Source organism: Actinacidiphila sp. bgisy145, from assembly GCF_057708125.1.
Genome location: NZ_JBYIRL010000021.1, coordinates 105,637 through 126,721, shown reverse-complemented (window position 1 = coordinate 126,721; position 21,085 = coordinate 105,637). Strand labels below are relative to the sequence as shown.

15 protein-coding genes and 2 pseudogenes are annotated in these 21,085 nt (G+C 69.4%); 9 read left to right on the top strand and 8 right to left on the bottom strand.

What is annotated here, in order from left to right:
* Nucleotides 1-82: 82 nt before the first annotated feature.
* Complete coding sequence (locus AC3ERT_RS20260; protein WP_435131663.1) at nt 83-1,444, bottom strand: NsdA family TPR-like regulatory protein; 1,362 nt, start codon at nt 1,442-1,444, stop codon at nt 83-85.
* A gap of 665 nt (nt 1,445-2,109) precedes the next feature.
* On the opposite strand from AC3ERT_RS20260, the gene AC3ERT_RS20255 reads away from it, so the two are divergent.
* Entirely contained in the window at nt 2,110-2,502 is a 393-nt protein-coding gene (locus AC3ERT_RS20255; RefSeq protein WP_435175808.1) for a DUF6907 domain-containing protein, read from the top strand.
* On the top strand, nt 2,499-3,341 hold the full coding sequence (locus AC3ERT_RS20250; protein ID WP_435175806.1) for a helix-turn-helix domain-containing protein: 843 nt from the start codon (nt 2,499-2,501) through the stop codon (nt 3,339-3,341). The genes AC3ERT_RS20255 and AC3ERT_RS20250 overlap by 4 nt, the downstream gene beginning before the upstream one ends.
* Before the next feature lie 666 nt (nt 3,342-4,007).
* Here the strand turns inward: AC3ERT_RS20250 and AC3ERT_RS20245 are convergent.
* Nucleotides 4,008-4,463 (bottom strand): VOC family protein, encoded by a 456-nt coding sequence (locus tag AC3ERT_RS20245; protein WP_435175804.1) that lies wholly within the window; start codon nt 4,461-4,463, stop codon nt 4,008-4,010.
* A 61-nt stretch (nt 4,464-4,524) separates the two neighbouring features.
* Here AC3ERT_RS20245 and AC3ERT_RS20240 point away from each other — a divergent pair, with 61 nt between their 5' ends.
* Nucleotides 4,525-5,538 (top strand): helix-turn-helix transcriptional regulator, encoded by a 1,014-nt coding sequence (locus tag AC3ERT_RS20240; protein WP_435175802.1) that lies wholly within the window; start codon nt 4,525-4,527, stop codon nt 5,536-5,538.
* Nucleotides 5,539-5,861: 323 nt separating this feature from the next.
* Here the strand turns inward: AC3ERT_RS20240 and AC3ERT_RS20235 are convergent, their stop codons facing one another.
* The 5 genes and pseudogenes from AC3ERT_RS20235 to AC3ERT_RS20215 form a co-directional block, all read right to left on the bottom strand.
* The gene (locus AC3ERT_RS20235; protein ID WP_335983701.1) at nt 5,862-6,542 is read right to left on the bottom strand and encodes a response regulator; all 681 of its coding nucleotides are present in this window, start codon (nt 6,540-6,542) and stop codon (nt 5,862-5,864) included.
* Nucleotides 6,539-7,864: a sensor histidine kinase gene (locus AC3ERT_RS20230; protein ID WP_435175800.1), complete on the bottom strand. Its 1,326-nt coding sequence runs from the start codon at nt 7,862-7,864 to the stop codon at nt 6,539-6,541. The genes AC3ERT_RS20235 and AC3ERT_RS20230 overlap by 4 nt, the downstream gene beginning before the upstream one ends.
* Nucleotides 7,861-8,703: a CPBP family intramembrane glutamic endopeptidase gene (locus tag AC3ERT_RS20225; RefSeq protein WP_435175798.1), complete on the bottom strand. Its 843-nt coding sequence runs from the start codon at nt 8,701-8,703 to the stop codon at nt 7,861-7,863. Before AC3ERT_RS20225 ends, AC3ERT_RS20230 begins: the two co-directional genes overlap by 4 nt.
* A gap of 889 nt (nt 8,704-9,592) precedes the next feature.
* Nucleotides 9,593-10,267, bottom strand: coding sequence for a response regulator (locus tag AC3ERT_RS20220; protein WP_435175796.1), 675 nt, complete (start codon nt 10,265-10,267; stop codon nt 9,593-9,595).
* Nucleotides 10,264-11,514 (bottom strand): annotated as a pseudogene (locus AC3ERT_RS20215) (sensor histidine kinase). The gene AC3ERT_RS20220 and the pseudogene AC3ERT_RS20215 overlap by 4 nt, the downstream one beginning before the upstream one ends.
* A 469-nt stretch (nt 11,515-11,983) precedes the next feature.
* On the opposite strand from AC3ERT_RS20215, the gene AC3ERT_RS20210 reads away from it, so the two are divergent.
* Nucleotides 11,984-12,625 carry a TetR/AcrR family transcriptional regulator gene (locus tag AC3ERT_RS20210; protein WP_435131641.1) on the top strand — a complete coding sequence of 214 codons (642 nt, stop codon included), beginning with the start codon at nt 11,984-11,986 and terminating at the stop codon, nt 12,623-12,625.
* A gap of 526 nt (nt 12,626-13,151) precedes the next feature.
* On the opposite strand, the gene AC3ERT_RS20205 is transcribed toward AC3ERT_RS20210, so the two are convergent.
* The gene (locus tag AC3ERT_RS20205) at nt 13,152-13,349 is read right to left on the bottom strand and encodes a hypothetical protein (RefSeq protein ID WP_335983685.1); all 198 of its coding nucleotides are present in this window, start codon (nt 13,347-13,349) and stop codon (nt 13,152-13,154) included.
* Nucleotides 13,350-13,707: 358 nt separating this feature from the next.
* Here AC3ERT_RS20205 and AC3ERT_RS20200 point away from each other — a divergent pair, with 358 nt between their 5' ends.
* From AC3ERT_RS20200 to AC3ERT_RS20180, 5 genes and pseudogenes are all read left to right on the top strand, one after another.
* Nucleotides 13,708-14,526, top strand: coding sequence for an ABC transporter ATP-binding protein (locus AC3ERT_RS20200; protein ID WP_435175794.1), 819 nt, complete (start codon nt 13,708-13,710; stop codon nt 14,524-14,526).
* Nucleotides 14,523-17,041: pseudogene (locus AC3ERT_RS20195) on the top strand (FtsX-like permease family protein). Before AC3ERT_RS20200 ends, AC3ERT_RS20195 begins: the two are co-directional and overlap by 4 nt.
* Nucleotides 17,042-17,294: 253 nt before the next feature.
* Nucleotides 17,295-18,692, top strand: a complete 1,398-nt coding sequence (locus tag AC3ERT_RS20190; RefSeq protein WP_435131756.1) for an MFS transporter — start codon at nt 17,295-17,297, stop codon at nt 18,690-18,692.
* Nucleotides 18,689-19,906, top strand: coding sequence for an FAD-dependent monooxygenase (locus AC3ERT_RS20185; protein WP_435175792.1), 1,218 nt, complete (start codon nt 18,689-18,691; stop codon nt 19,904-19,906). Before AC3ERT_RS20190 ends, AC3ERT_RS20185 begins: the two co-directional genes overlap by 4 nt.
* Nucleotides 19,907-20,041: 135 nt before the next feature.
* Nucleotides 20,042-21,004, top strand: a complete 963-nt coding sequence (locus AC3ERT_RS20180) for an RNA polymerase sigma factor (RefSeq protein WP_435175790.1) — start codon at nt 20,042-20,044, stop codon at nt 21,002-21,004.
* Nucleotides 21,005-21,085: the final 81 nt, after the last annotated feature.

Below are 21,085 nucleotides of genomic sequence, written 5' to 3'. Positions count from 1 at the left end.
CGCAGGTAGTCCCACAGCAGCAGGACGTCCGCACGCGCCGACGGTGAAAGTGCCACGCCCGCACCTGCCCACTGTCCCACGCTTACGATCCCGTCGTCTCGTCCAGGAAATCGGCCACGACGGGCAGTCGGCGGTGACGGTCGAGGCCCGAATGCAGCCCGGCGAGCGCGCTGGACGCCCGCGCGGAGCTGACACCACCCATCAGTTCGATGGCGATCCGGGCAGTCTCCACTGCGCCGTCGACGTCGCCGAGCGCGAGGTACGCCTCGGCGCGGCGGGCTTCGTAGATCGCTGCTCCGCGGGGTTCGTGGACCGTGTTGTAAGGGACATCGGTGTGGGCCGCCGCGGCCGAGTAGTAGCTCAACGCTCGCGCCGGTTCGCCTAGCTGCTGGGCGGCGGAGCCAGCGGACTGGAGGATCTCGCCGGCGGTGATCCAGTAGACCGTCGGCACGTCCTTGTCAGCTGGGATACCCGTTTCGTACGCGGCAAGCGCCTTGTCGATCGCCCGATACGCCGCTGCTGCGTGCCCGGCGACGGAGTACGCGCGGGCCTGCCGGATCAGCAGCAGCACGGTCACGCGCGGGGACTCGACACAGCCGTGGGTGAGTGCCTGGTCGACGAGGTCGATCGCACTGCCGGGGTCGGGGCTCGCCGCGCCGTACCGCACGTTCGCCCAGAAGCCGGCGGCGATCGCGCCAGCGACGTGATCGCCGGCTTCGGCCGCGGCCCGCGTCGAGGCGGCGAGGTGCTTCTCGGCCGCTCCGGTGTCGCCGTTGTCGTAGGCGCACCATCCGGCGAGTCGGGACGCCTCAGCCGCCGCCGACCACAGGCGCCTGCCGGTCTCCTGACTGTACGACCGCTCGATCAGCAACCGGCGGATGAGCCGAATCTCCGCACGTGCCGCGTCGTAGACGTGCCCTGCGCCCAGGTCGTCATCGAGTCGCCGGAGCGCTGCCAGGCGGGTGTCGACGTGGTCGACGGTCTCGGCCCCGATGCGGCGGCCGGTCCCCTGTGCCGGTGCGGGCAGAGCGGTAGCCCACTGGGCGATGATCGCCGAAACCGTTCCGGTCGTGGCGATGAGCAGTCGGCGTCGGTCCACGGGTCCTCCATCATCCAGAGCCGCGAGGGCGCCCTCAGGAGTCCACGCCGCGGTCCACGCCGCGTGGTCGTCGCGCAATGCCGCCAACAGCCAGTGGGGCCAGCCTCGCGTCAGTACTTCATGGGTGGGGATATCCACCACAGCGGCCATTGCCAGTTGGGTGAGTTCGCTGGGGACTTGAGGCCGCTCCGCCCGGGTCCACCTCGACACCTTCTCCTTGCGGGTGGCGAAGTCGCGCCCGTAACCGCGCCGTACGTACTCCGCTTGCACCCGCCGTAAGTAGGACTGCGCTGTCCACCCGCGAAGGGCCAACAGTTGGGCGAGCGGATGGCGGTCATCGTGCACGTCGGTCTCCCACCGTCTGAGCTCCTCTCAGTGTGGACGAGGTTCGGCCCTGTGGGGAGGAGCGGAGCAACCGGAGCAACCGGAGCAAGGGGGCCAACCGGAGCAGAGCAACCGGAGCAACGAGAGGCAACCGGAGGCAACCGCCTTCTCCTTCCGTGCGACGTGCACGACCCGTTGTGATGGGTGCGGGCCGACCACGGCCCCAGCCACCTTTCGGAACGGGAGGTACAGCCATGCTGGAGATCCGGGAGAGTACCGCTCCGAGTGAAGTACCGGACGGCTGACCGGTCCGGCGGCGAGCCAGCCACCTCAAACGCCGCTCCAGCCGCATACCCACGGGCGTCGTCCACGTCGCCGTACGTGCTCCCGTCCCCCGGCGTGCGGCAACAGACACCGCGCCGCTGCTGGAGCGACCCTTCCCCCGCTCCGGCCACGCCGAGTCAAGCACGTATCCACCTCCCGCCGTTCCCCGCGGGGTGTGACGGACTCACGGCTCACCTGCCCGTGGCCGGAGCGGGTCCACCTTCCTTGAGACGGGCTGGTCTGCACGCTCCAGCAGCACCGCGGCCTCTCACCGCGCAGGCCCGGCCCCGGCCGCCCGACGGCCGCCCGATCCACGCCGCCAGCCGTTTCCACCGACGCACCACGAACAGGAACCCCGCACGATGAAACCCGCGGCCCCCGCGCCCACCGCCTTACCCGCCAACGAGCCCGACGCCACGACCACCGGCTACCCCGTCGCCGAGTTCCCCGGGCAGGTCCTGCGCGCGTACTCGCCCGGCAACACCCCCGACACGCCGCAGGGGATGGAGATCCTGCGCTCCAGCATCACCTGCACGCCCTACGCCGCCGCGCCCGAGCCGGCCATCCCCGTCGCCACGGTGTGGGTCGCCGACGCGTACCAGATCGCCGACCTCGACCCGACGGGCCTGGCCGAGATCGTTGAGGGCCTGCGCTCCGTCGCCGACCGGCTCGACCACGTCGTCATCCCCCACCTCAACGACATCCGCGCCGCATGGACCACCCACCGCACCTCCCGGACGGGGGCCCGCCCGTGAGTACCGACACCGCGCAACTCGCCCGAACCGCCAGCTCGTTGTTCGCGGCCGGTCAGGTCAGCGCCCGCGCCCTGTACGCCCACCACCTCGCGTTCCTCCGCGAGAAAGCCGGCCTCTCCCTCCAGGGGCTGGCCGACCAGTGCCACTACGAACAGTCCTACCTCCACCGCCTGGAAACCGGCGGCCGCCTCGGCACCCTCACCGTCGCACAAGCCCTCGACCGCTACTACGCAACCGGCACCCTCCTCGCCGCCCTCTGGCGCCTGGCCAAACGCGAAGCCAAACACGCCGCAAACGGACTCACCGCCCTCGAAGCCGCCGCCACCACCATCCAGGAATACGCCCTCACCACCATCCCCACCCTCCTCCAAACCCCCGCCTACGCCGAAGAACACCTCACCACCAGCCCGCAGTCGCCGGAAGCCCTGACCGCACAGATCGACGCACTCCTCCAACGCCAAGCCCGCCTCACCGAGCCCACACCCCACCCCCTCCGCTACCGCGCCGTCCTCGACGAGTTGGTCCTCCACCGCGCCGCCCGCAACCCCGCCACCTGGGACGGCCAACTCGACCACCTCATCACCACCGCCCACCACCCCAACATCACCCTCCAACTCCTCCCCCTCCACGCAGGACTCCACGACCTCCGCGGCCCCCTCCACCTCCTCACCTTCCGCGCCCGCAACCCCCTCGCCTACGCACACGGCACCCTCACCGACCACACCACCGACGACCCCGACGACCTCGACGAACTCACCCGCCAGTACGACCAACTCCGCGACCTCGCCCTCACCCCCGCCCACACCATCGAACACCTCCACACCCTCCGCACCACATGAACCCCACCACCCCGACGACACAGACCACACCCCCCACCTGGACGATCACCACCACCGAAGGCATCACCCTCACCGGCCACCAACCCGACTGGTCCCAGGACAACCCCAGCCACACCGACATCACGCTGAACCAGGCCATCAACCACCTGCGCGAACACGCCCACTACACGATGCTTCCCGTCGACCCGGTCCTGCCGCCCGCCACATTTCGCTACCGCATAGTTCGCACACCCGGAGCTCCGGGACGCCGTCGAAGAGATCCTGGAGGGCTACAGCGACGACGACATCATCGACTAGGGCGTTGACTGACGCCCCGAGCGAGCCGGCCGGCAACGGCCGCACGGCAGCGCCCCGTTTCCGGCATCCGAACTGCCGGGAACAGAGCGTTGTTCATCGTAGGCGGGGCGGTCCGATGGCTTCGGACGGCAGACGGGGGCCGGTCCGCCCTCCGGATGGCCAATGGATGGATGGGGAGGGGACATGGGGCAGGTCTGGGTTCAGGGCGCACTTGCTCACAGCAGCCAGCCCCAAGGGGGCTACCCGCTGCTGGTGCGCGCCGACACCACCACCCAGCCGACCCGGACCGATCAGCAGGCCGCGCTCGCCCGACCACTCTCCATCAAGCCCGCCGCGCCGCCGGTACCGTCGCCGGCTGCACCGCTCGCTTTACATGCCTGCGTGCGGTGGCTTCGGCGTCCGGTTGCGCTGAAGCTGCCATGCCTCGGGGGTGACTGGCGTGTAGAGGTTGACAAGGGATCCGTCGGGGTCGCGGACAAGAGCGGACAGATTACCCCACGGCATCATGGTCGGATGCTGAACGACATCAAGATCGTCGCCGAAATCGGTCGCAAGCCTCTCGTATACGGCGTTGGCGTCATCGACGAGGAACTCGATGATCGCACTGTTGTTTGCGCCCCCACGAGGCGTGTTGGGGGTGATGAAAGCGACGCGGGCGGAGCCGCTGACAGCGACGGTGGCCGAGGGTGTCACCAGTTCGACGAAATCCTCGGTGAGGTACTGCGGGGTCGCACCGGTGAGCACCTTGTAGAAGCGGACGAGCCGCGGAATGTCATCGGTGACGAGACGGACGGAGGCGAGTTGCACTGCTGCTGAGGCGGTCATGTGGTCACCTTAGAAGGAATACAGGTCATATTCCGTCCGTAAATCCCTCATCATCGCAGGTATGACCCGACCGACCGCACGCGTTCTCGCCTTGCTGGAGTTGCTGCAGACAGGGGGAACCCGCACTGTTGCCGACCTCGCCGAGCGCCTCGGAGTCGATCAGCGCACCGTGCGTCGCTATGTCGAGCAGCTGCGCGAAATGGACATTCCGGTGGACGGGGTCCGCGGTCGGTACGGCGGCTACCGTCTGGCCCGCCACTACCGCATGCCGCCGCTGATGCTGAACGACGAGGAAGGCCTTGCCGTGGTGTGGGCGTTGCTGGTCAACCAACATGCGCCCAGTGGTCCGGTCACCCCGCTGGCGGTGGAGACGGCCACGGCGAAGGTGCGCCGAGTACTGCCTGCCGCGCTCGCCCGCCGCATCGACGCGGTATTCCGGGCAGTGGACTTCACCGGTGAGCGACGCCCGGGCGCAGAAGACGAAGACGCCGAAGCTCATCCTGGTGCTGACGAAGGCGCTCAGACGCTGCTCGGTCTGGCTGAGGCAGCACGGGACCAGCGCCCGGTGGCGTTCGCGTACCGGACGCGTCAGGGCCATGCGGCTACCCGGCACGTACAGCCGCACGGCATCGTGGCGTACCAAAACCTGCTCTACCTCACCGGCTTCGACACCGACCGCCAGGCGCAACGTACCTACCGCCTGGACAGGATGGCCGATCTGCGACTGCTGCCAGGCACCTTTGAAGCGCCCGCGAACATCGACCCAGTGGCCCAGGTGCTGGGACCACTGTCGGCGGCACCTTCGCGATACGACGTCTCCGTGCTCATCCGCGCTGATCCGGCCCATGTGCGGCGCTGGATTCCGGAAACGCTCGGGTCAGTCGCGCCGGCGTCTCCTCCCGATGCTGCGGACGGTCATGACTGGCTGCAGGTGTTTCTGCGGGCTGAACGCCTCGAGTGGGTCGCCGACACACTCGCCATGCTGGACCGGCCCTTCATCATCCAACAGCCGGAAGCCCTCAAAGCGGTGGTTCTCGCACTCGGACGCCGACTGGCTGAACGCTCCGCCGAGTAACGCGCAGTCACCGACGACGAGGAACGACTCGATGCCCCCGCGGCCAGGACGACCTGATCGCGGGCTGCCTGCCCCAGACTCCGCCAGCGATCGACACCCAACGGCTCCAGGCAGTCGGTGCCCTTGGGTGCACCGGCCATGGCGCGCACGGTGGCAGGCGGGTCTGGAGCAGGCGGTGGGCGGTATGCCAACGGGCTTGTGCCATGCAGGCGAGCCGTCCCGGTCGCGGGGCACTTGCGATGCACGGCACCAGACTCCGCTCCCTGATCCGGCCTGATCCGGACGAAAGACCCTGGCCCCCGGCCGTCCAGGCCCGTGGGGGCTCAGCTCGCCAGGCCGTGACGGAACGCGTAGACGACCGCCTGGACGCGGTCGCGCAGGTTCAGCTTGGTGAGTATGCGGGAGACGAACGTCTTCACCGTCTCCTGGCTGATGACGAGGGCGGCGGCGATCTCGCTGTTGGACAGGCCGTCCGCGATCAGCCGCAGCACCTGCAGCTCGCGGGGGGTGAGCGGAATGTCCTCGGGGGCGCCGTCGGTGGGGCGGATGCGGGTCGCGTACCGGCCGACGAGCTGGCGGGTGACCTCGGGGTCGAGGAGCGCCGCGCCCATGGCGACCGTGCGGATGCCGTGCAGCAGGTGGTCGGGCGGGGCGTCCTTGAGGAGGAAGCCGCTCGCTCCGGCGCGCAGCGCATCGTAGACGTACTCGTCGAGGTTGAACGTGGTGACCACGAGGACCTTGACGGGGTGGGCGACCCCGGCCCCCGCCAGCAGGCGGGTGGCTTGGAGGCCGTCGAGGACCGGCATGCGGATGTCCATGACCACGACGCCCGGGTCGAGCTCGCGGGCGAGGTCGACTCCTTTCCGGCCGTCACCGCACTCGCCCACCACCTCCATGTCGGGCTGGGCGTCGATGATGGTGACCAGGCCCATGCGGATCAGCGCCTGGTCGTCGCAGACGAGCACCCGGGTCGGCGCGGACCCGGACGGCGGAGGTGTGTTCACGAGCGGCCCCCGGCCGGTATCCGCACCCGGACGACGAAGCCGCCGCCCGCGACGGCGCCCGCGCTGAAGTCCCCGCCGAGCACGTCGACCCGTTCGCGCAGACCGGCCAGCCCCCGTCCGCTGCCACCGACGGCGGCGGCCCGTGAGCCGGTGCCGTCCGTGCTGACCTCCACGGTGATCTCTCTCTCGCCGTGCCGCATGGTGACCGAAGTGCGGCTGCCGTGAGCGTACTTGAGGGCGTTGGTGAGTGCTTCTTGCACCACCCGGTAGGCCACGAGGTCGGAACTGCCGGTGGACTCCGGCGGGGTGCCCTCCTCGGTGAACTCCACCGGCTGGCCCGCCCGGCGGGTCTGCTCCACGAGGGTCAGGACGCGGCCGACGGCCGGTGTCCTCGGCTCGGCCGCGGCATCGCTGCCGTTCCCGGTGCCGTGATCGGGGTTGAGAAGGTCCAGCAGGTGCCGCAGATCGGTGATCGCCCGGCGCCCGGTGTCGGAGACGGCGCTCAGGGACTGCTCCAGCCGCTCGGGCGCGGCGGTCAGATAGCGGGCAGCCTCCGCCTGCACCACCATCGCCGTCACGTGGTGGGTCACGACGTCGTGCAACTCCCTCGCTATCCGGGTGCGTTCGGCGTTCCGTATCTCCACCGCGACCCGCTTGTGACGTTCGGCCTCCGCCTGCCGGGTGGTGCGCAGCCAGCTTCCGGCGCCCCAGGCCAGGCCCAGCGCCATGTAGAAGGTCGTGAACTCCGTGGCGCTCTCGCCTGTGCCGAGGTGGGAGAGGCCCACCGCCAGCGCCACGTACGCCACGGTGAGGCCGGCCACGAAGCTCCGGCGGTGCCGTTCCAGGTGCGAGCCGGTGCTCAGCAGCACAACGCCCATCGCGGTGGCCGCGAAGGTGTGGTAACCGAGGAGCTGGTCGACGGCGAACCCGCCGGACACCAGGGCCAGGGAGAGGGCCGGCCACCGTCGGCGCACCGCCAGGGGCAGGGTCTCGAGGAGGATCACCACGACGGCCACCGCGTCGTGCGGGCGATCGGGGACGCCCCCGATGACCGTTCCGTGGCTGCGGAGCGCCGGGAGGAAGGAACCGATCAGGAGGAGGAGCCCGAAGGGAAGGTCCCGGACGACGACGTCCAGCCGGTACCAGACTCCACCGAGCCGCTTCCGGGTGCTGTCCAGACGGTGTCGGATGCCGTCCAGGCGGGCCCGGTTCACCAACGGCCGGAGCCGGAGCCCGGTCGGCCGGTGCCCGGCACCGCTCTCGCGGTGTCCGGCTCCGTCCGTCCAGTGCTCCGGCGAACCGGCGGATCGCTGTTCCGTCATCGGGCGAGCGCCGCGAGGGTGCCGACGCGCTCGGCACGGCGCCGGGGGACGATGTTGCCGCGGCGGTGGGCCACGACCAGGAAGCAGACCGTCAGCAGCGTGCCGAAGACCACCGAGTAGATGCTCGCCTCGGGACCGAACTCGCCACCCGTGATCAGATGGTTGCCCGACAGGGTGGCGTCCAGCAGACCGTGGGTGTCGCCGTTGCCCGAGACCTGGGTGCTGAAGACGCCGGACTCCATGAAGTTCCAGGCGAAGTGCACGCCCATCGGCAGCCACAGGTTGCGGGTGGCGGCGTAACCGGCGGCGAGCATGGCGCCGGCCTCGATGGCGATGGCCAGGGCGCCGGCAACGGTGGCGTCGTCGTTGAGGAGGTGCATGGCGCCGAACACGAGGCCGGACAGTACCAGGGCGACGTACGTGCCCGTGCCGCGTTCCAGCAGCCGGAAAAGCAGTCCGCGGAAGATGATCTCCTCCGTCGAAGCGGCGGCCGCCATGAAGCCGATCAGCCCGATGGCCCCGCTCACCGAGTCGATGCCGTGGACCTTGTAGTCACCGAGGAAGTAAATGTTGCCGATGACGCAGAGGAACATCAGCGTGCCGAAGACCAGGCCCCAGCTGGTCGCGCTCGTCGCTTCCTTCCCCCGCAGTTCGGTCACCTCGCGGTTCTCGGTGCGCCGCACGGCCCACCGGTAGACGAAGGTCATCACGACCACGGTGAGGGCGCCCACCAGGAGCGAGAGCCAGGGGTTGTCCTTCACCCCGTTGGTGAGGCCGCCGCACGCCGCGTAGACCGCGAAGACGACAACTACCTGCAGGGCTACCTTCCAGGCTTTCATGACGTGGACTCCCCTTGCCGGTTCCGACTCCGGTTCCTTCTCCGGTCCGCGGCCCGGCGTTCCGCGGTGATTCGAACACTACGGATTCGATGTTGGGGAATCGTCACCGTGCAGTGGACACTCGCTTGTAGCTCGTACGGGGGACAGGGGGCGGGACGTCACCCAGAATTGGCACCTGCCCGTAGCTTCGGGAGTATCGGGCCTAGTACTCCAACAGGTCAGACACCGAAATCCTGCTGGAGTACTAAGCCGCCAGGCACAGCGGTGGTACCTGGAGAAGCTGCTCGCTTCGGGGGGCCGACGTGGGCCGACCCGGATCGCGGTGTGGGCATGCCAACCCTTCAACCCCGGTCACCTCAAGTCCCACGTGGACCTCCTCCTGGACGGACTTGCCGAGGCGGCCCTGGCCGCGGTCTGCCGGTGGCGCGGAGACAGCGCCGCTCGGATCGCCCGGCTCATCACCGACCGCGCCACCTCCGGCCCGAGGGCCGACGACTCCACCCACCACCACCCGGGGGCGCTATCGCGCCGCCACGGTCGGGGCAAGGTGACCGCCGCCATGAAGCGCATCCCCTCCGTCGTCCTCGGTCTGTGCTCGTACACCCACGATTCGTCGGCCGCCCTCCTCGTGGACGGTGAACTCGTCGGCTTCACCACCGAGCCCACCAGCTCACAGCCTTCGCCGCCTCCGGTTGAGAGGAATCCGCCGTACTCGTGGTCGACAGCCTCGGCGAGCGGCAGACCACCACCATCGCCCACGGCTACGGCATCCAGCGCCCCCGCCTCCAGCCCATGGAAGCGATCACCGACCCGGCCTCCCTTGGGTACGTGTATGGCGCCGTCACCGAGCACCTGGGCTGGAGGCGTGGCGACGAGGACGGTGGTCGGCCTACTCCCCCGGAGCGACGAGCCCTGACTCGTATGCGAAGACGACCGCCTGGGCGCGGTCGCGCAGGTCGAGCTTGGTGAGGACGCGGCTCACGTGGGTCTTGACCGTCTGCTCGGCCAGCACCAGCGCTCGGGCTATCTCCGTGTTGGACCGGCCGCGGGCCACGAGAGTGAGGACCTCGGTTTCGCGTTCCGTCAGGCCGTTGAGCCGGAGGTCGGGTTTGCCCCGGGACACAGGACGCTGTCTGGCGAAGTCCTCGATGAGGCGGCGCGTCACGGAGGGGGCGAGCAGAGCCTCGCCCGAGGCCACCACCCGTACGGCGGCGACGAGGTCGGCGGGGGGCGCGTCCTTCAGGAGGAAGCCGCTCGCGCCCGCTCGCAGCGCCTCGTAGACGTAGTCGTCGACATCGAAGGTGGTGAGCATCAGGACCCGCGGCCGGTGGGTGACCCCCGGCGGTGGCGCCAGCAGCCGGCGCGCGGCCTCCAGGCCGTCCATCTCGGGCATCCGCACGTCCATCAGTACGACGTCTGGATGCGTACTCCGGCTCAGCTCGACGCCCTGCGCGCCGTCGGAAGCCTCGCCCACCACGTCGATGTCGCTCTGCGCAGCCAGCAGTGCAGCGAATCCGGCTCGCACCATGGCTTGATCGTCGACGATGATGACGCGCGTGATCATGTGAAGTCCTCTTGAATGAGGGGAAGATGTGCGGCGACGCGGAAGCCGCCGTCTGACAGCGGCCCTACGTCAAGAGTGCCGGAGACAAGCCGCACCCGCTCACGCATGCCGACGAGTCCGTGCCCGGTGCCGCCCGTTTCGAGCGGCCGGGCGGGCGGCTCGGGCGGCGGGTCGTTGACTACCAGGACGGTGAGCCTGGGCCCGCCCTCGCCGTCGGCGGGCGGCGGAACCGACAGCGACACGTGGGTCACGGCTCCCGGCGCGTGCCGTACGACGTTCGCGAGGGCCTCCTGGACGATCCGGTACGCGGAGAGCCCCACCGCCTCGGGCACCTCGGCGTAGCGGGAGGTGTCGCAGCGGGTGAAGTCCACCGGTGCGCCGGTCCTCGCCGTCGCTTTCACCAACTGCCCGATCTCTGCCAGGCCCGGCTGCGGCACGAGCTCGCCCTGGGCCTCCTCGTTGCGCAGGACGCCGAGGAGCCGCCGCATTTCGGCGAGGGAGTCCCGGGCGGTCGCCGCGATGGACGTGAACTCCTCCCGTACCGGGGGCGACAGCGACGCGAGGCGGTATTCCGCGGTGTCGGCCTGAACCGTGATGACGGACATGTGGTGGGCCACCACGTCGTGCAGCTCGCGTGCGATGCGGGCGCGTTCCTCCAGCAGCGTCCTGCGGCCCCGCTAGGCCTCGCTGATGGTCTCCTGCTCGGCAAGCCTGCGCTGCACCTCTTGTCGCTCACGAATCACTCCCCCGAGCAGGAGCGCGACGCCGCTGAGGATAGTGAGCAGTGTGCCGTCGCCGCTCATGCCGTCAGGCACCACGAACTCCATGCCGACGTTGGCGGCCACCGTCGCCAGCCATACCAGCAGCAACGTCCTGCGCTGCTCACGCAGGCCCAGAGCGAGGCACAGGCCGATGTACCCGACGATCTGCATGGGCGGGAACGGCCACAGCAGCCGCTCGCCGAAGTGGACAGTGAGCAGTGCGAGTGCTCCGACCACATCCGCTACGAAGATCACATACCAAGCGGCCAACGGCCGGACGACGGCGAGCAGTAATGGTGCCGCCTGAGCGACGGCCAGCGTGCTCGCGACGCCGCCGTTCAGGCCGTAGTCAGCGGTGAGGACCACGACGGTGGTGGGCAGCAGCGCGACACTCAGCACGAACGCCACCGCCCACGGCAGCAGTCGCACCCACCAACGGGTGGCCCCCGCGAACAGGGCGGGCGGACGTTCTCTCACTGAGGTCATGAGCCCCATCTTCTTACCTGCGACAAGAGTCCGTCACGGAACGCGTGGCCACCAGGCGGACCCGCACAACAGTACTGTGGCCACCGCGCCCCCTTGCCGCGAGCCAACCCAGACGCCGGGACAAACCCCCGGATCAGGTCCAACCCGCTACACCGCTTCCAAGGACGCAACCTCCCGCCCGGAGAACTTTTCGCCACTGCGGCCCGGCTGTGCGCCCCGTCTCCTCCCACCCGCGGATTTCGTCGAACGAACTTCGCGATGCCGCAGCGGCCGAAGGATTCGTCGGCGCCCTCCCGGAATCCGAGGATCGCCTCAAGGTCGCCTCCGGAAACGCCGAGAGGCTGTTCCACCTGCCCGGACCTGGAGCGCCCCGTGAGCTTGGCCGGGGGGGACGACGATCACGGAGATTCCTCCGTGCGGTTGGAGCACGTAAACTTTACTCTGCCGTCTACTTTGAGAAGGGGCCACCATGGGGGCACGACGAGGCGAGAAGCTCCGCGAGCACATCCTCATGGCAGCGAAAGACGTGTTCCTTGAGGCCGGCTTCGAGCGCACCTCGATGGATGTCGTAGCCCAGCGGGCTAAGACCTCCAAGCGCTCGCTCTACGCGCACTTCCCCAGCAAAGATGTCCTCTTCGCCGGGGTGGTCGACCTGGTGCGCGAGCTCTACCTCGACCGTCTGGGCTCGCCGGAGCGCTACGTCACCACGGAGCGGGCCGATCCGGCCGAGGCCCTGGTGCGCTACTGCGAGCGGCTGCTGCAGCTGCTGCTGTGGTCCTCGTCCCTGCGTACGCTCCGGATGGGGATCGCCGAGGCCGAGAGGGTGCCCGAGATCGCGTCTGGCTACTACGAGGCGGTCTTCGAAGCTCCCACGGTGCGCATCGGCGCATACGTCTCCCGGACGTGGGGCCTGACGCAGGAGGGGGCACGGGAGACGGCCGAGATCCTCGTTGGCGTGACGGTCTACCCCGAACTGGTACAGGGCCTGCTCGGCACCCGGAAACCGATCGCCGAACACCCCGATGAGGCCGCCCTCGCCACCGATATCGACCTCGACCGCATCGCCGCAAGCGTCCGGCTGCTTCTCCCGGGGACACCAGCGCGCTCCTGACATTCCGAGGCCGGCGCGGGCGAGTCTGGAAGGCATCCGAACTCCAACGCAGCCTGGCCGAGCACGGGTTGGTGATCTCGGCGGGGAAGATGTCCGGTCCATGCTGCGATTCCCGGGCGGAGAGGCAGGGCATCGCGCAACCCAATGTAGTGCTCCCGCACTTGGGCGGTGAGGGCGGCCGGGGCGTCGAGTGGTCTTCCCAGCCGGGCCGCGAGGGCGTCCGTGAACGGTGGCTTGGGATCGGCGGTGGGCCCGCGTCGTTGGGCCCAGTGTCGGGCCCAGACGTCGGTGGCAAGCCGCAGGCCGTACTCGCCGAAGCCCCGGTAGAACTGGCCGACCTCCCAGCCGGGCGTCGCACGGTCGCGCAGTGAGCCTTCGGTACCGGACCAGGTGGGTGCGGTGGTCACGCGGAGACAGTCCTTGGTGTCTACCTCGATGAGGTCTCCGGTGTTGGTGTGGAGCCAAGCGGAGACCTGGTAGGCGTGTGATCCGGTAGCCGCGTTAATGGTCGCGGCGGCATCGCTGGTCACGGCTGGCTGGTGGCAATGCGAGATTGAGCGACGAGCCGGGTCTCGATGTTCCGCAGAGCCGCGATCAACGTGTCGACCTCCTCGGCGTCGGTAACCGTTCCATCGAGCAGGCGGGTCCAAGTGTCACGTAGCCGCCGAAGGTTCTCGGCTGCCGCGCCCACCGTGGTGCCCGGGCGGCGGTCGATGTACCGCATCACGGCCCCTTCCGGTGGTGTCCCCAACTCGGGCGTCAGTCTCCTTGGCTGCGTTGATATGGCGGCCCACCGCCAGGATCGGGTGTGCCTCTACCGGGGTCGTCGAAGGTGCGGGGACCCGGCTCTGACGCGGATGCCGGACGTAAAGACCGGGACACGTTCGAGCGCGGCATCGTGGTTGCCACCGATGGCGAGGGCCGCAGATCCTTTCCGGGGCCGCCCCGGCACGGCCGCTGCCCTGTGGTGTCACCCCCTACCGCGGTAGCACATCCAGATGGCTCCGCAGTATGACGCGTTGCGCGCGGGCAAGGACCCATTCTCACCTCACCACCACAAGGAGACTGCGAAAGGGCAGAACGTGAGGCTACGCAACGGCAAACGGCGCAAGCGGGATGATCGGCCGGAGGCTCCGGCGGGAACGCCCGGCCTCGCCGTGGAACTGCGCGGGGTCCGTCGGCAGTACGGCCGCGGCGCGAACACCGTGCACGCGCTCGCAGGTGTCGACCTCGCCCTCCCGCGCGGCACCTTCACCGCGGTCATGGGCCCGTCCGGGTCCGGCAAGTCGACCTTCCTGCAGTGTGCCGCCGGGCTCGACCGGCCGTCGGCGGGATCGGTGCGCCTGGGCGGCACGGAGATCACCGGCATGAAGGAGAACGAACTGACGGAGCTGCGGCGCAGCAGGCTCGGCTTCGTCTTCCAGGCGTTCAACCTGCTGCCGTCGCTGACGGTGGAGCAGAACGTGCTGCTGCCGTTGCGTCTGGCGGGGAAGCGTCAGGACCGGCGCCAGGCAATGGCGGTTCTCGGCCAGGTGGGACTGGCCGACAAGGCGCGGCGCCGGCCCAGCGAGTTGTCCGGTGGCCAGCAGCAGCGCGTGGCTGTCGCCCGCGCCCTGGTCACCAGTCCCGACGTGGTGTTCGCCGACGAGCCCACCGGTGCTCTCGACACGGGTACCGCCGCCGAGGTTCTCGGTCTGCTCAGGCAGGCGGTGGACGGCATGGGTGCCACGGTCGTCATGGTCACCCATGACCCGACCGCGGCCGCCTGGGCCGACCGCGTGCTCTTCCTCGCCGACGGCACCTTCGCCGACCACCTCGAACGCGGTTCGGCGGACCAGATCGCCCGGCGGATGACCCTGCTCACCGCACGTCCGAGCAGGCTGACGGGGGTGCCCGCATGATGCGCCCCAACGGGCTCGCCCGCGCCGCCGTCCGCTTCAAGCCCGCCTCCTTCGCGGGCACGTTCGTCGCACTGCTGATGTCCGCACTGATCGTCACGGCCTGCGGCATCCTGCTCGAGACCAGCTTGCGCGGTTCCGTGCCCCCGGAGCGCTACGCGGGGGCTCCGGTCATCGCGGCGGCTGATCAGTACAAGTATGTCGTGACGGGGAGCGGGGAGGACCGCGAGAAGGAGGCGGTGCCGCTTCCGGACACGGCACGGCTGGACGCGGGTCTCGCGGACAGGGTCGTCGCGGCGCCGGGCGTGAAGGCGGCGGTGCCCGATTTCACGTTCCCTGTGCGGGCACTGGACGGCGTGGCCGTCGAGGACGGTGTGCTGACGGCGCACGGCTGGGGCTCGCACGCCTTCACCGGCAGCGCGCTGGCCAGGGGCAGCGCTCCCGGCAACGGCGAGGTGGTCCTTGACCCCGGTACGGCGCGCGCCGCGAAAGTCTCCGTCGGAGACACCATCGCGCTGCGGACCGCCGCCGGGCAACAGGACTTCGGCGTTGCCGGGATCGCCAGGGCCACAGCCGCGGACACTGCCCGGGACTTCGGCCCAGGGGACGCCACTGTCTGGTTCTCTGACGCTCAGGCGCCCGTACTCGCGGGCCACCCGGGCAAAGCGGACGCCATCGCCGTGCTCGCGAAGGGCGGGACCGATACCGGCGCCCTCGCGGACTCCGTGAAGAAGGCCCTTGCCGGCTCGGGTGCCCAGGTGCACACGGGTGACGACCGCGGGGCCGTCGAAGATCCGGGCCTGGCCTACGCCAAGGACACCCTCTTCGGCATCGGTGGCCCCTTCGGGGGCATCGCCACCATCGTCGCGATCTTCACCGCGGCCGGCACCGTGGCGCTGTCCGTGTCCCAGCGAGCCAGGGAGTACGCACTGCTGCGTGCCATCGGGGCCACGCCGCGTCAGATCCGCCGCGCGGTCGCGTCCGAAGCACTCCTCGTCGCCCCGCTCGCCGGAATACTGGGCACCCTGCCCGGTATCGGACTCGCACACTGGTGGTTCGGACAGCTGAAGGACCGCGGCGCGATCCCTGACGCCGTCCAGATACACGTCTCCGCCATCCCGCTTCTCATCGCTGTCGGTGCCGGGCTGCTCACCGCGCTCGGTGCTGGATGGATCGCCGGACGCCGACCCGCGAAGATCAAGCCCGGGCAAGCGCTGTCGGAAGCCTCGGTCGAGCGACTGCGACCCGGTGTGATCCGTACTGTCCTGGGCCTGGCCACCTTGGTCGGAGGCGCGGTCCTCGCGGGCGTCGCCGCCGGTTCGACCGGGGACGGCGCGGCAGGTGCCTCTCTGGGTGTCGTCATGTGTTTCATGCTCGCCGTCGGTCTGCTCGGCCCACTGGTGGCCAGGCTGTGCGCGGTCCTGTTCGGCCTGCCGCTGCGTGGCGCCGGCCCCGCCGCCTCCCTCGCGGACGCCAACTCCCGGGCCAACTCCCGCCGCCTCGCATCCGCGATCACCCCGATCGTGCTTGCCATGGCCTTCGCCTCAACGCTGGTCTTCATGAATACAAGCGAACGCCACGTCGCTGATTCCCAGTTGCGGGCCGGCATCACCGCGGACCACGTGGTCACCGACCCCGCCGGGCTCCCCGTCGACTCCGTGCGGCGCGCAGCCCATGAACCCGGCGTCGAGACAGCCGTCGGCATACTGAACACGCAGGTTCTCGTGCCGACCGGCTCCGGCGAATTCAAGGCACTCCAGGGCACCGCGGTCCAAGGCGTCACCGGTTCCGGCTCCGAACTCGCCAAGGTTCAGGATCTGGGTGTGACGGAAGGCAGTCTCAACCGGATCGGTGCGGGGCATATCGCTGTCGACAAGAGCCTGGCGTCCACGGCACACGTAGGCGTCGGTGACAAGCTTCCGCTGTACCTCCCCGACGGCACCGAGGCCAGTCCCGAGATCACCGCGATCTACAGCCGCGGCCTCGGCCTCGCCGCGATAACCATGGATCGCGCGTCTCTGGCCGAGCACGTCACGTCCGGCTTCGACAGTACGCTGCTGGTGAACGGCGGCTCGCAGCATTCGTTGTCCGCCCTGGGCCGGGTCACCGACGCTTCCGGCTACGCCACCGAGCAGAGCCTCGATGCCAAGACCGGCGCCTGGATGAACAACACCATGGCCGCGGTCCTCGGCGGGTTCGCCGCCGTTGCCGCAGTGAACACCCTGGTGATGACCATCCTCGACCGCCGTCGCGAGCTGGTCACCCTTCGCCTCGTCGGTTCCACGCGACGCCAGGTCCTGGCCATGCTCCGGTGGGAAAGCCTGCTGGTCGCCGGCATCGGTATCGTCCTCGGCTCCGCCATTGCCGCGGCCACGCTGATCCCGATGATGCACGGCATGACCGGCACCATGCCCTACGCCCCCCTCTGATGTACGGCGCTTTCGCGGGTGCCGCCGCCAGCCTGGCGCTGCTCGCGGTCATGCTGCCCGGCCGGGGTGCGCTACGTCGTCAGTCCTAGGCCGTGCCCAGGCCGGCATCGTGCCGACTCGCGTCAACGCGATGCCGACCTGTGCGGGCTCGCACCTTCCTGGGGGAGCGAGCCGCGGCCACCGGGGCAGGGCTGTGCCGGGTGCACGAGAGCGTCGCGGTGGCGATGGCTGCCTGCGTCGCGCTCGCCGTGGCGGTCCCCGGCAACGACCGGTCCCGCGACCTCAAGGCCGTCCCCTCATTCCGCGATGGCGGAGAAGACCACCCGTGAAGGCAGGATGCTCGTGACTCAAACCCTGGCTCCCCCGGTCCCCATCGGGAAGGCCGCCGTCGGGGCCCTCGGCTTACTGGCGCTGTCCACCGGCGCCCTGGAATCGGTGGTTTCACCGACGATCCCGCTCCTGGAACGCGAACTGGACATGAGCCAGTCCGAAGGGGCACTGCTCAGCATCGTCCTGCTCATCACCGGCGCGCTCATCACACCGCTGGCGGGCAAGTTCGGTGACCGCTACGGCGGGAAGAAGGTGCTGATCCGCCTGATGGCGGTGGTCTCGGTCGGTGGCACGGTGTCCGCCCTGGCCCCGAGCCTGCCCGTGCTGCTGCTCGGTCAGGTGCTGCAAGGGGCGATGGTCGGCGCGCTGCCCCTGTCGTTCATCGTCGTGCGCAAACACCTGCCGCCCGCACAGTCCAAGGTGGCCATCGGAGTGGTCAGCGGGCTCTTCGTCGGGGGCGGGATGGCCGGCATGCTTTCGGCCGGTCCGGTGGCGGAACAGCTCTCCCGGCACTGGATGTTCGCGCTCCCAACGATCGCGGTGATCGGAGCCACGCTGCTGGTGGACAGGCTGATGCCGGCCGATCCACCGGGCTCTTCCCACGATGTCGGTACCGACTGGCCGGGCCTGCTGCTCCTGAGCGGGATGCTGACCACCCTCATGCTCGTCCTCGCGCTGGCACCCGAAGCCGGCTCGGCACCACTCATGCTCGTCGCTCTCGTCGCACTGCTGGCCGTCTTCGTCACCGGATGGGTGCGAGTCGAACGACGCGCGGCCTCACCCATGATCGACCTGCGCATGCTGGCTCGCCCCGCGATGTGGAAGGCATGTGTGCTCACGTTCATCATCTGCCTCGGCACTTCGATGGCGGTGTTCTTGGTTCCGCAGCTTCTTGACGAACGTGGTGAAGGATACGGATTCGGAGCCAGTGCCACCGAGATCGGCATCTACCTGCTGCCCGGTGCCATTGCCGCGACACTGGCAGGACCGCTTGGCGGGCTCGGGGAACGGCGTTTCGGCTCGCGTGCCGTGGTCAACACCGGTGTCGTCATGATGGCCTTCGCTCTTCTCGCCCTCGCGGCCGTGCACACCGAGATCTGGCACCTCGTCGTCGCCAAGGCGCTCATCGCGCTCGCCAACGGCCTGTGCGTCACGGCGATGATGACCAGCACCGCCACCTCCGTCGACCAGAACGACACCGGCATCGCCACCAGTCTGATCCTGGTCAGCCGCGTGCTCGGATACGCGGTCGGCGGCCAACTCGGTGGCGCGCTCCTGACCGCCGCGACGCCCTCGGGCTCCGAGACCGCGGCGGAGTCGGCCTACGTCACCGGATTCGTCATAGCCGGCGTTGTCACCTCGCTTGCCCTGTTCGTCCCTCGCACCATGCACAAAGGAGCAAAGGCATGACCCGCACCGATCAGCCAGTCCGCAGGCGCACCACCCCGAAGGGCAAGGTCCTGATCTCCGGGGCCAGCATCGCCGGCCCCGCCCTGGCCTACTGGCTCAACCGCCACGGATACGCGGTCACGGTCGTTGAAAAGGCCGGCACCATCCGCAGCGGCGGCTACCCCATTGACATACGGGGCACGGCGTTGGACGTCGTGGAAAGGATGGGGCTCCTGCCACAACTGCGCGACGCACACATCGACCTGCACCGCATCACCTTCCTCGAAGGCGATGGCAGCGAGGTGACCTCCCTGCATCCGCATGCCGTCACCGGTGGTGTCGCGGGACATGACCTGGAGGTACGGCGAGGGGATCTGACGGACGCCCTGTACACGGCGGTCCGGGACGACGTGGAGTTCCTGTTCAACGACTCCGTCGACAGCCTTGAGCAAACCACGGACGGAATCGACGTCACCTTTCGCGGAGGCGGTAGCCGCAGGTTCGACATGGTGTTCGGCGCGGATGGCATGCACTCGCGCACCAGGGAGATGGTGTTCGGCCCTGAGGACCAGTTCCATCGCCACCTCGGCTACTGCTTCGCCATTTTCACCATGCGCAACACACTGGGCCTCTCCCACGAGACAGTGGTGTGGAACGCCCCGGGCAGGGCGGCGGCCGTTTACGCCGTGAGCGACGACGACGAAGTGCACGCCTTCCTGAACTTCGCCCAGCGCGACCTGCCATCCGGCATGTTCGGCGACCGGGAAGCCCAACAGAGGCTGCTCACCGAGACCTTCGCCGATGCCGGATGGGAGATCCCAAGCATCCTGGCAGCCCTGCGTGAAGCGGATGACGTCTTCTTCGACGCAGTCGGCCAGATCCGCATGCCGCAGTGGTCCAGGGCCAGGGTGGCCCTTGTGGGTGATGCCGCGTACGCGCCCTCGTTCCTCACCGGCCAGGGAACCAGTCTCGCTCTCGTCGGCGCCTACATGCTCGCCGGTTCCCTTGCCGAACGGGACCACGCCGCAGGCTTCGCCGCATACGAACACGCTACCCGTGCTTTCGTGACCCTGAACCAGAACCTGGTCGGCAAGGGCGGTGCGACTCTGTTCCCGACCACCGCCCAGGCCCTGGAAGAGCGAAACGACCGGCTGCGCAAACTCAGTGCGTTGCCCTCCCCGGAACCACGCCCGGCGCACTCGGCCCTTGCCCTGCCCGACTTCGACGATCTCTGACTTCGCTCGGTATCCACGGCGCCGTTGCCCGAGCGGACACCCCGGTCGCCTCACAAGTGCGGTCGGGGCCCCATCTGCCCCCGCGACGTACGCACCCCCATACGAACCCGACCAAGCCCGATTAGCCTTTCGTCCGTGAGGTTTTCTCGTTCCGATGCCGCCACCGACGCAGAGTTGGTGCATGCCGCACAGGCGGGCGATGTGAGCGCCCTCGGCAGTCTGCTGGGCCGCCATCGCCCGGCGCTTCTGGCCGTCGCCATCAGCCTGGTCGGTTACGGCCCCGACGCCGAGGACGCCGTGCAGGAGGCGAGCATGACCGCCTTGCGCCGGATCGGCGATGTGCGTGATCCCGGCGCGGTGGGCGCCTGGCTGCGCGCCGTGGTCCGTAATGCCTGCCGCATGCAGTACCGGGCGCCGGCCCGTGTTCCTCTGGACGCCGGCGTCACAGAGGTGCTTCGTTCGGCAGAACCGGACCCCGTGGAAGTACTGGGACAGCATGCCACCCGGGACTGGATCTGGCAGGCCCTGGAGGAGTTGTCGCCCCCGCTGCGCCTGGTGCTGATGCTGCGCTACTTCAGTGGTGTGACGGCGTATCAGGACATCGCCGATGCCTGCGGAGTGCCGGTGGGCACCGTACGCAGTCGGCTGAGCGAGGCCCGTGGCAAGCTGACACGAGCCCTGCTGGCCACCGCCGACACGACGCACGGCGACATCCGGGCCGTCACCGCGGAACGACGTTCCCAGGCCGAGGAGTTGCTGAGCGCCGCGCGGCGCGGTGCGCCCGTGCCCGCTCTGGCCACCTCCTGGCTGCCGACGGTCGCGGTGTCCGGGCCCGGTGGCATGAGAGCCGAGGGGTACGACCTGCTTGCCCACGGGTTCCGGCAGGATCTGACCGCCGGTGTGGGCTATCGCCTGGCCAACGTGGTCGCCAGCAGTGATCTTGCCATCTGGGAGGTCGCGCTGCAGAGCCCGCCGGAGGACCCGTTCCATTGCCCGCCCAGCGCGGTCTGGGTCCTGCATCTGCGCGCTGACTGGGTGGAGCGGGCCCGGCTCTTCCACACCCGCCGGGAGCCTCCGGCGCACACCCATACGGCGTGACCCGCATCACAAGCGGATCTTCGAACTTTCGCTCCACCCCTCGCATCTGGTGGAGGCGACAACGCGCCCGGTGGCTGTGCG

Coding starts and splice junctions, on each gene's coding strand:
- AC3ERT_RS20255 (WP_435175808.1), top strand. CDS start 2,110: ATGAAACCCGCGGCCCCCGCGCCCACCGCCTTACCCGCCAACGAGCCC.
- AC3ERT_RS20245 (WP_435175804.1), bottom strand. CDS start 4,463: ATGACCGCCTCAGCAGCAGTGCAACTCGCCTCCGTCCGTCTCGTCACC.
- AC3ERT_RS20240 (WP_435175802.1), top strand. CDS start 4,525: ATGACCCGACCGACCGCACGCGTTCTCGCCTTGCTGGAGTTGCTGCAG.
- AC3ERT_RS20230 (WP_435175800.1), bottom strand. CDS start 7,864: ATGACGGAACAGCGATCCGCCGGTTCGCCGGAGCACTGGACGGACGGA.
- AC3ERT_RS20225 (WP_435175798.1), bottom strand. CDS start 8,703: ATGAAAGCCTGGAAGGTAGCCCTGCAGGTAGTTGTCGTCTTCGCGGTC.
- AC3ERT_RS20220 (WP_435175796.1), bottom strand. CDS start 10,267: ATGATCACGCGCGTCATCATCGTCGACGATCAAGCCATGGTGCGAGCC.
- AC3ERT_RS20210 (WP_435131641.1), top strand. CDS start 11,984: ATGGGGGCACGACGAGGCGAGAAGCTCCGCGAGCACATCCTCATGGCA.
- AC3ERT_RS20205 (WP_335983685.1), bottom strand. CDS start 13,349: ATGCGGTACATCGACCGCCGCCCGGGCACCACGGTGGGCGCGGCAGCC.
- AC3ERT_RS20185 (WP_435175792.1), top strand. CDS start 18,689: ATGACCCGCACCGATCAGCCAGTCCGCAGGCGCACCACCCCGAAGGGC.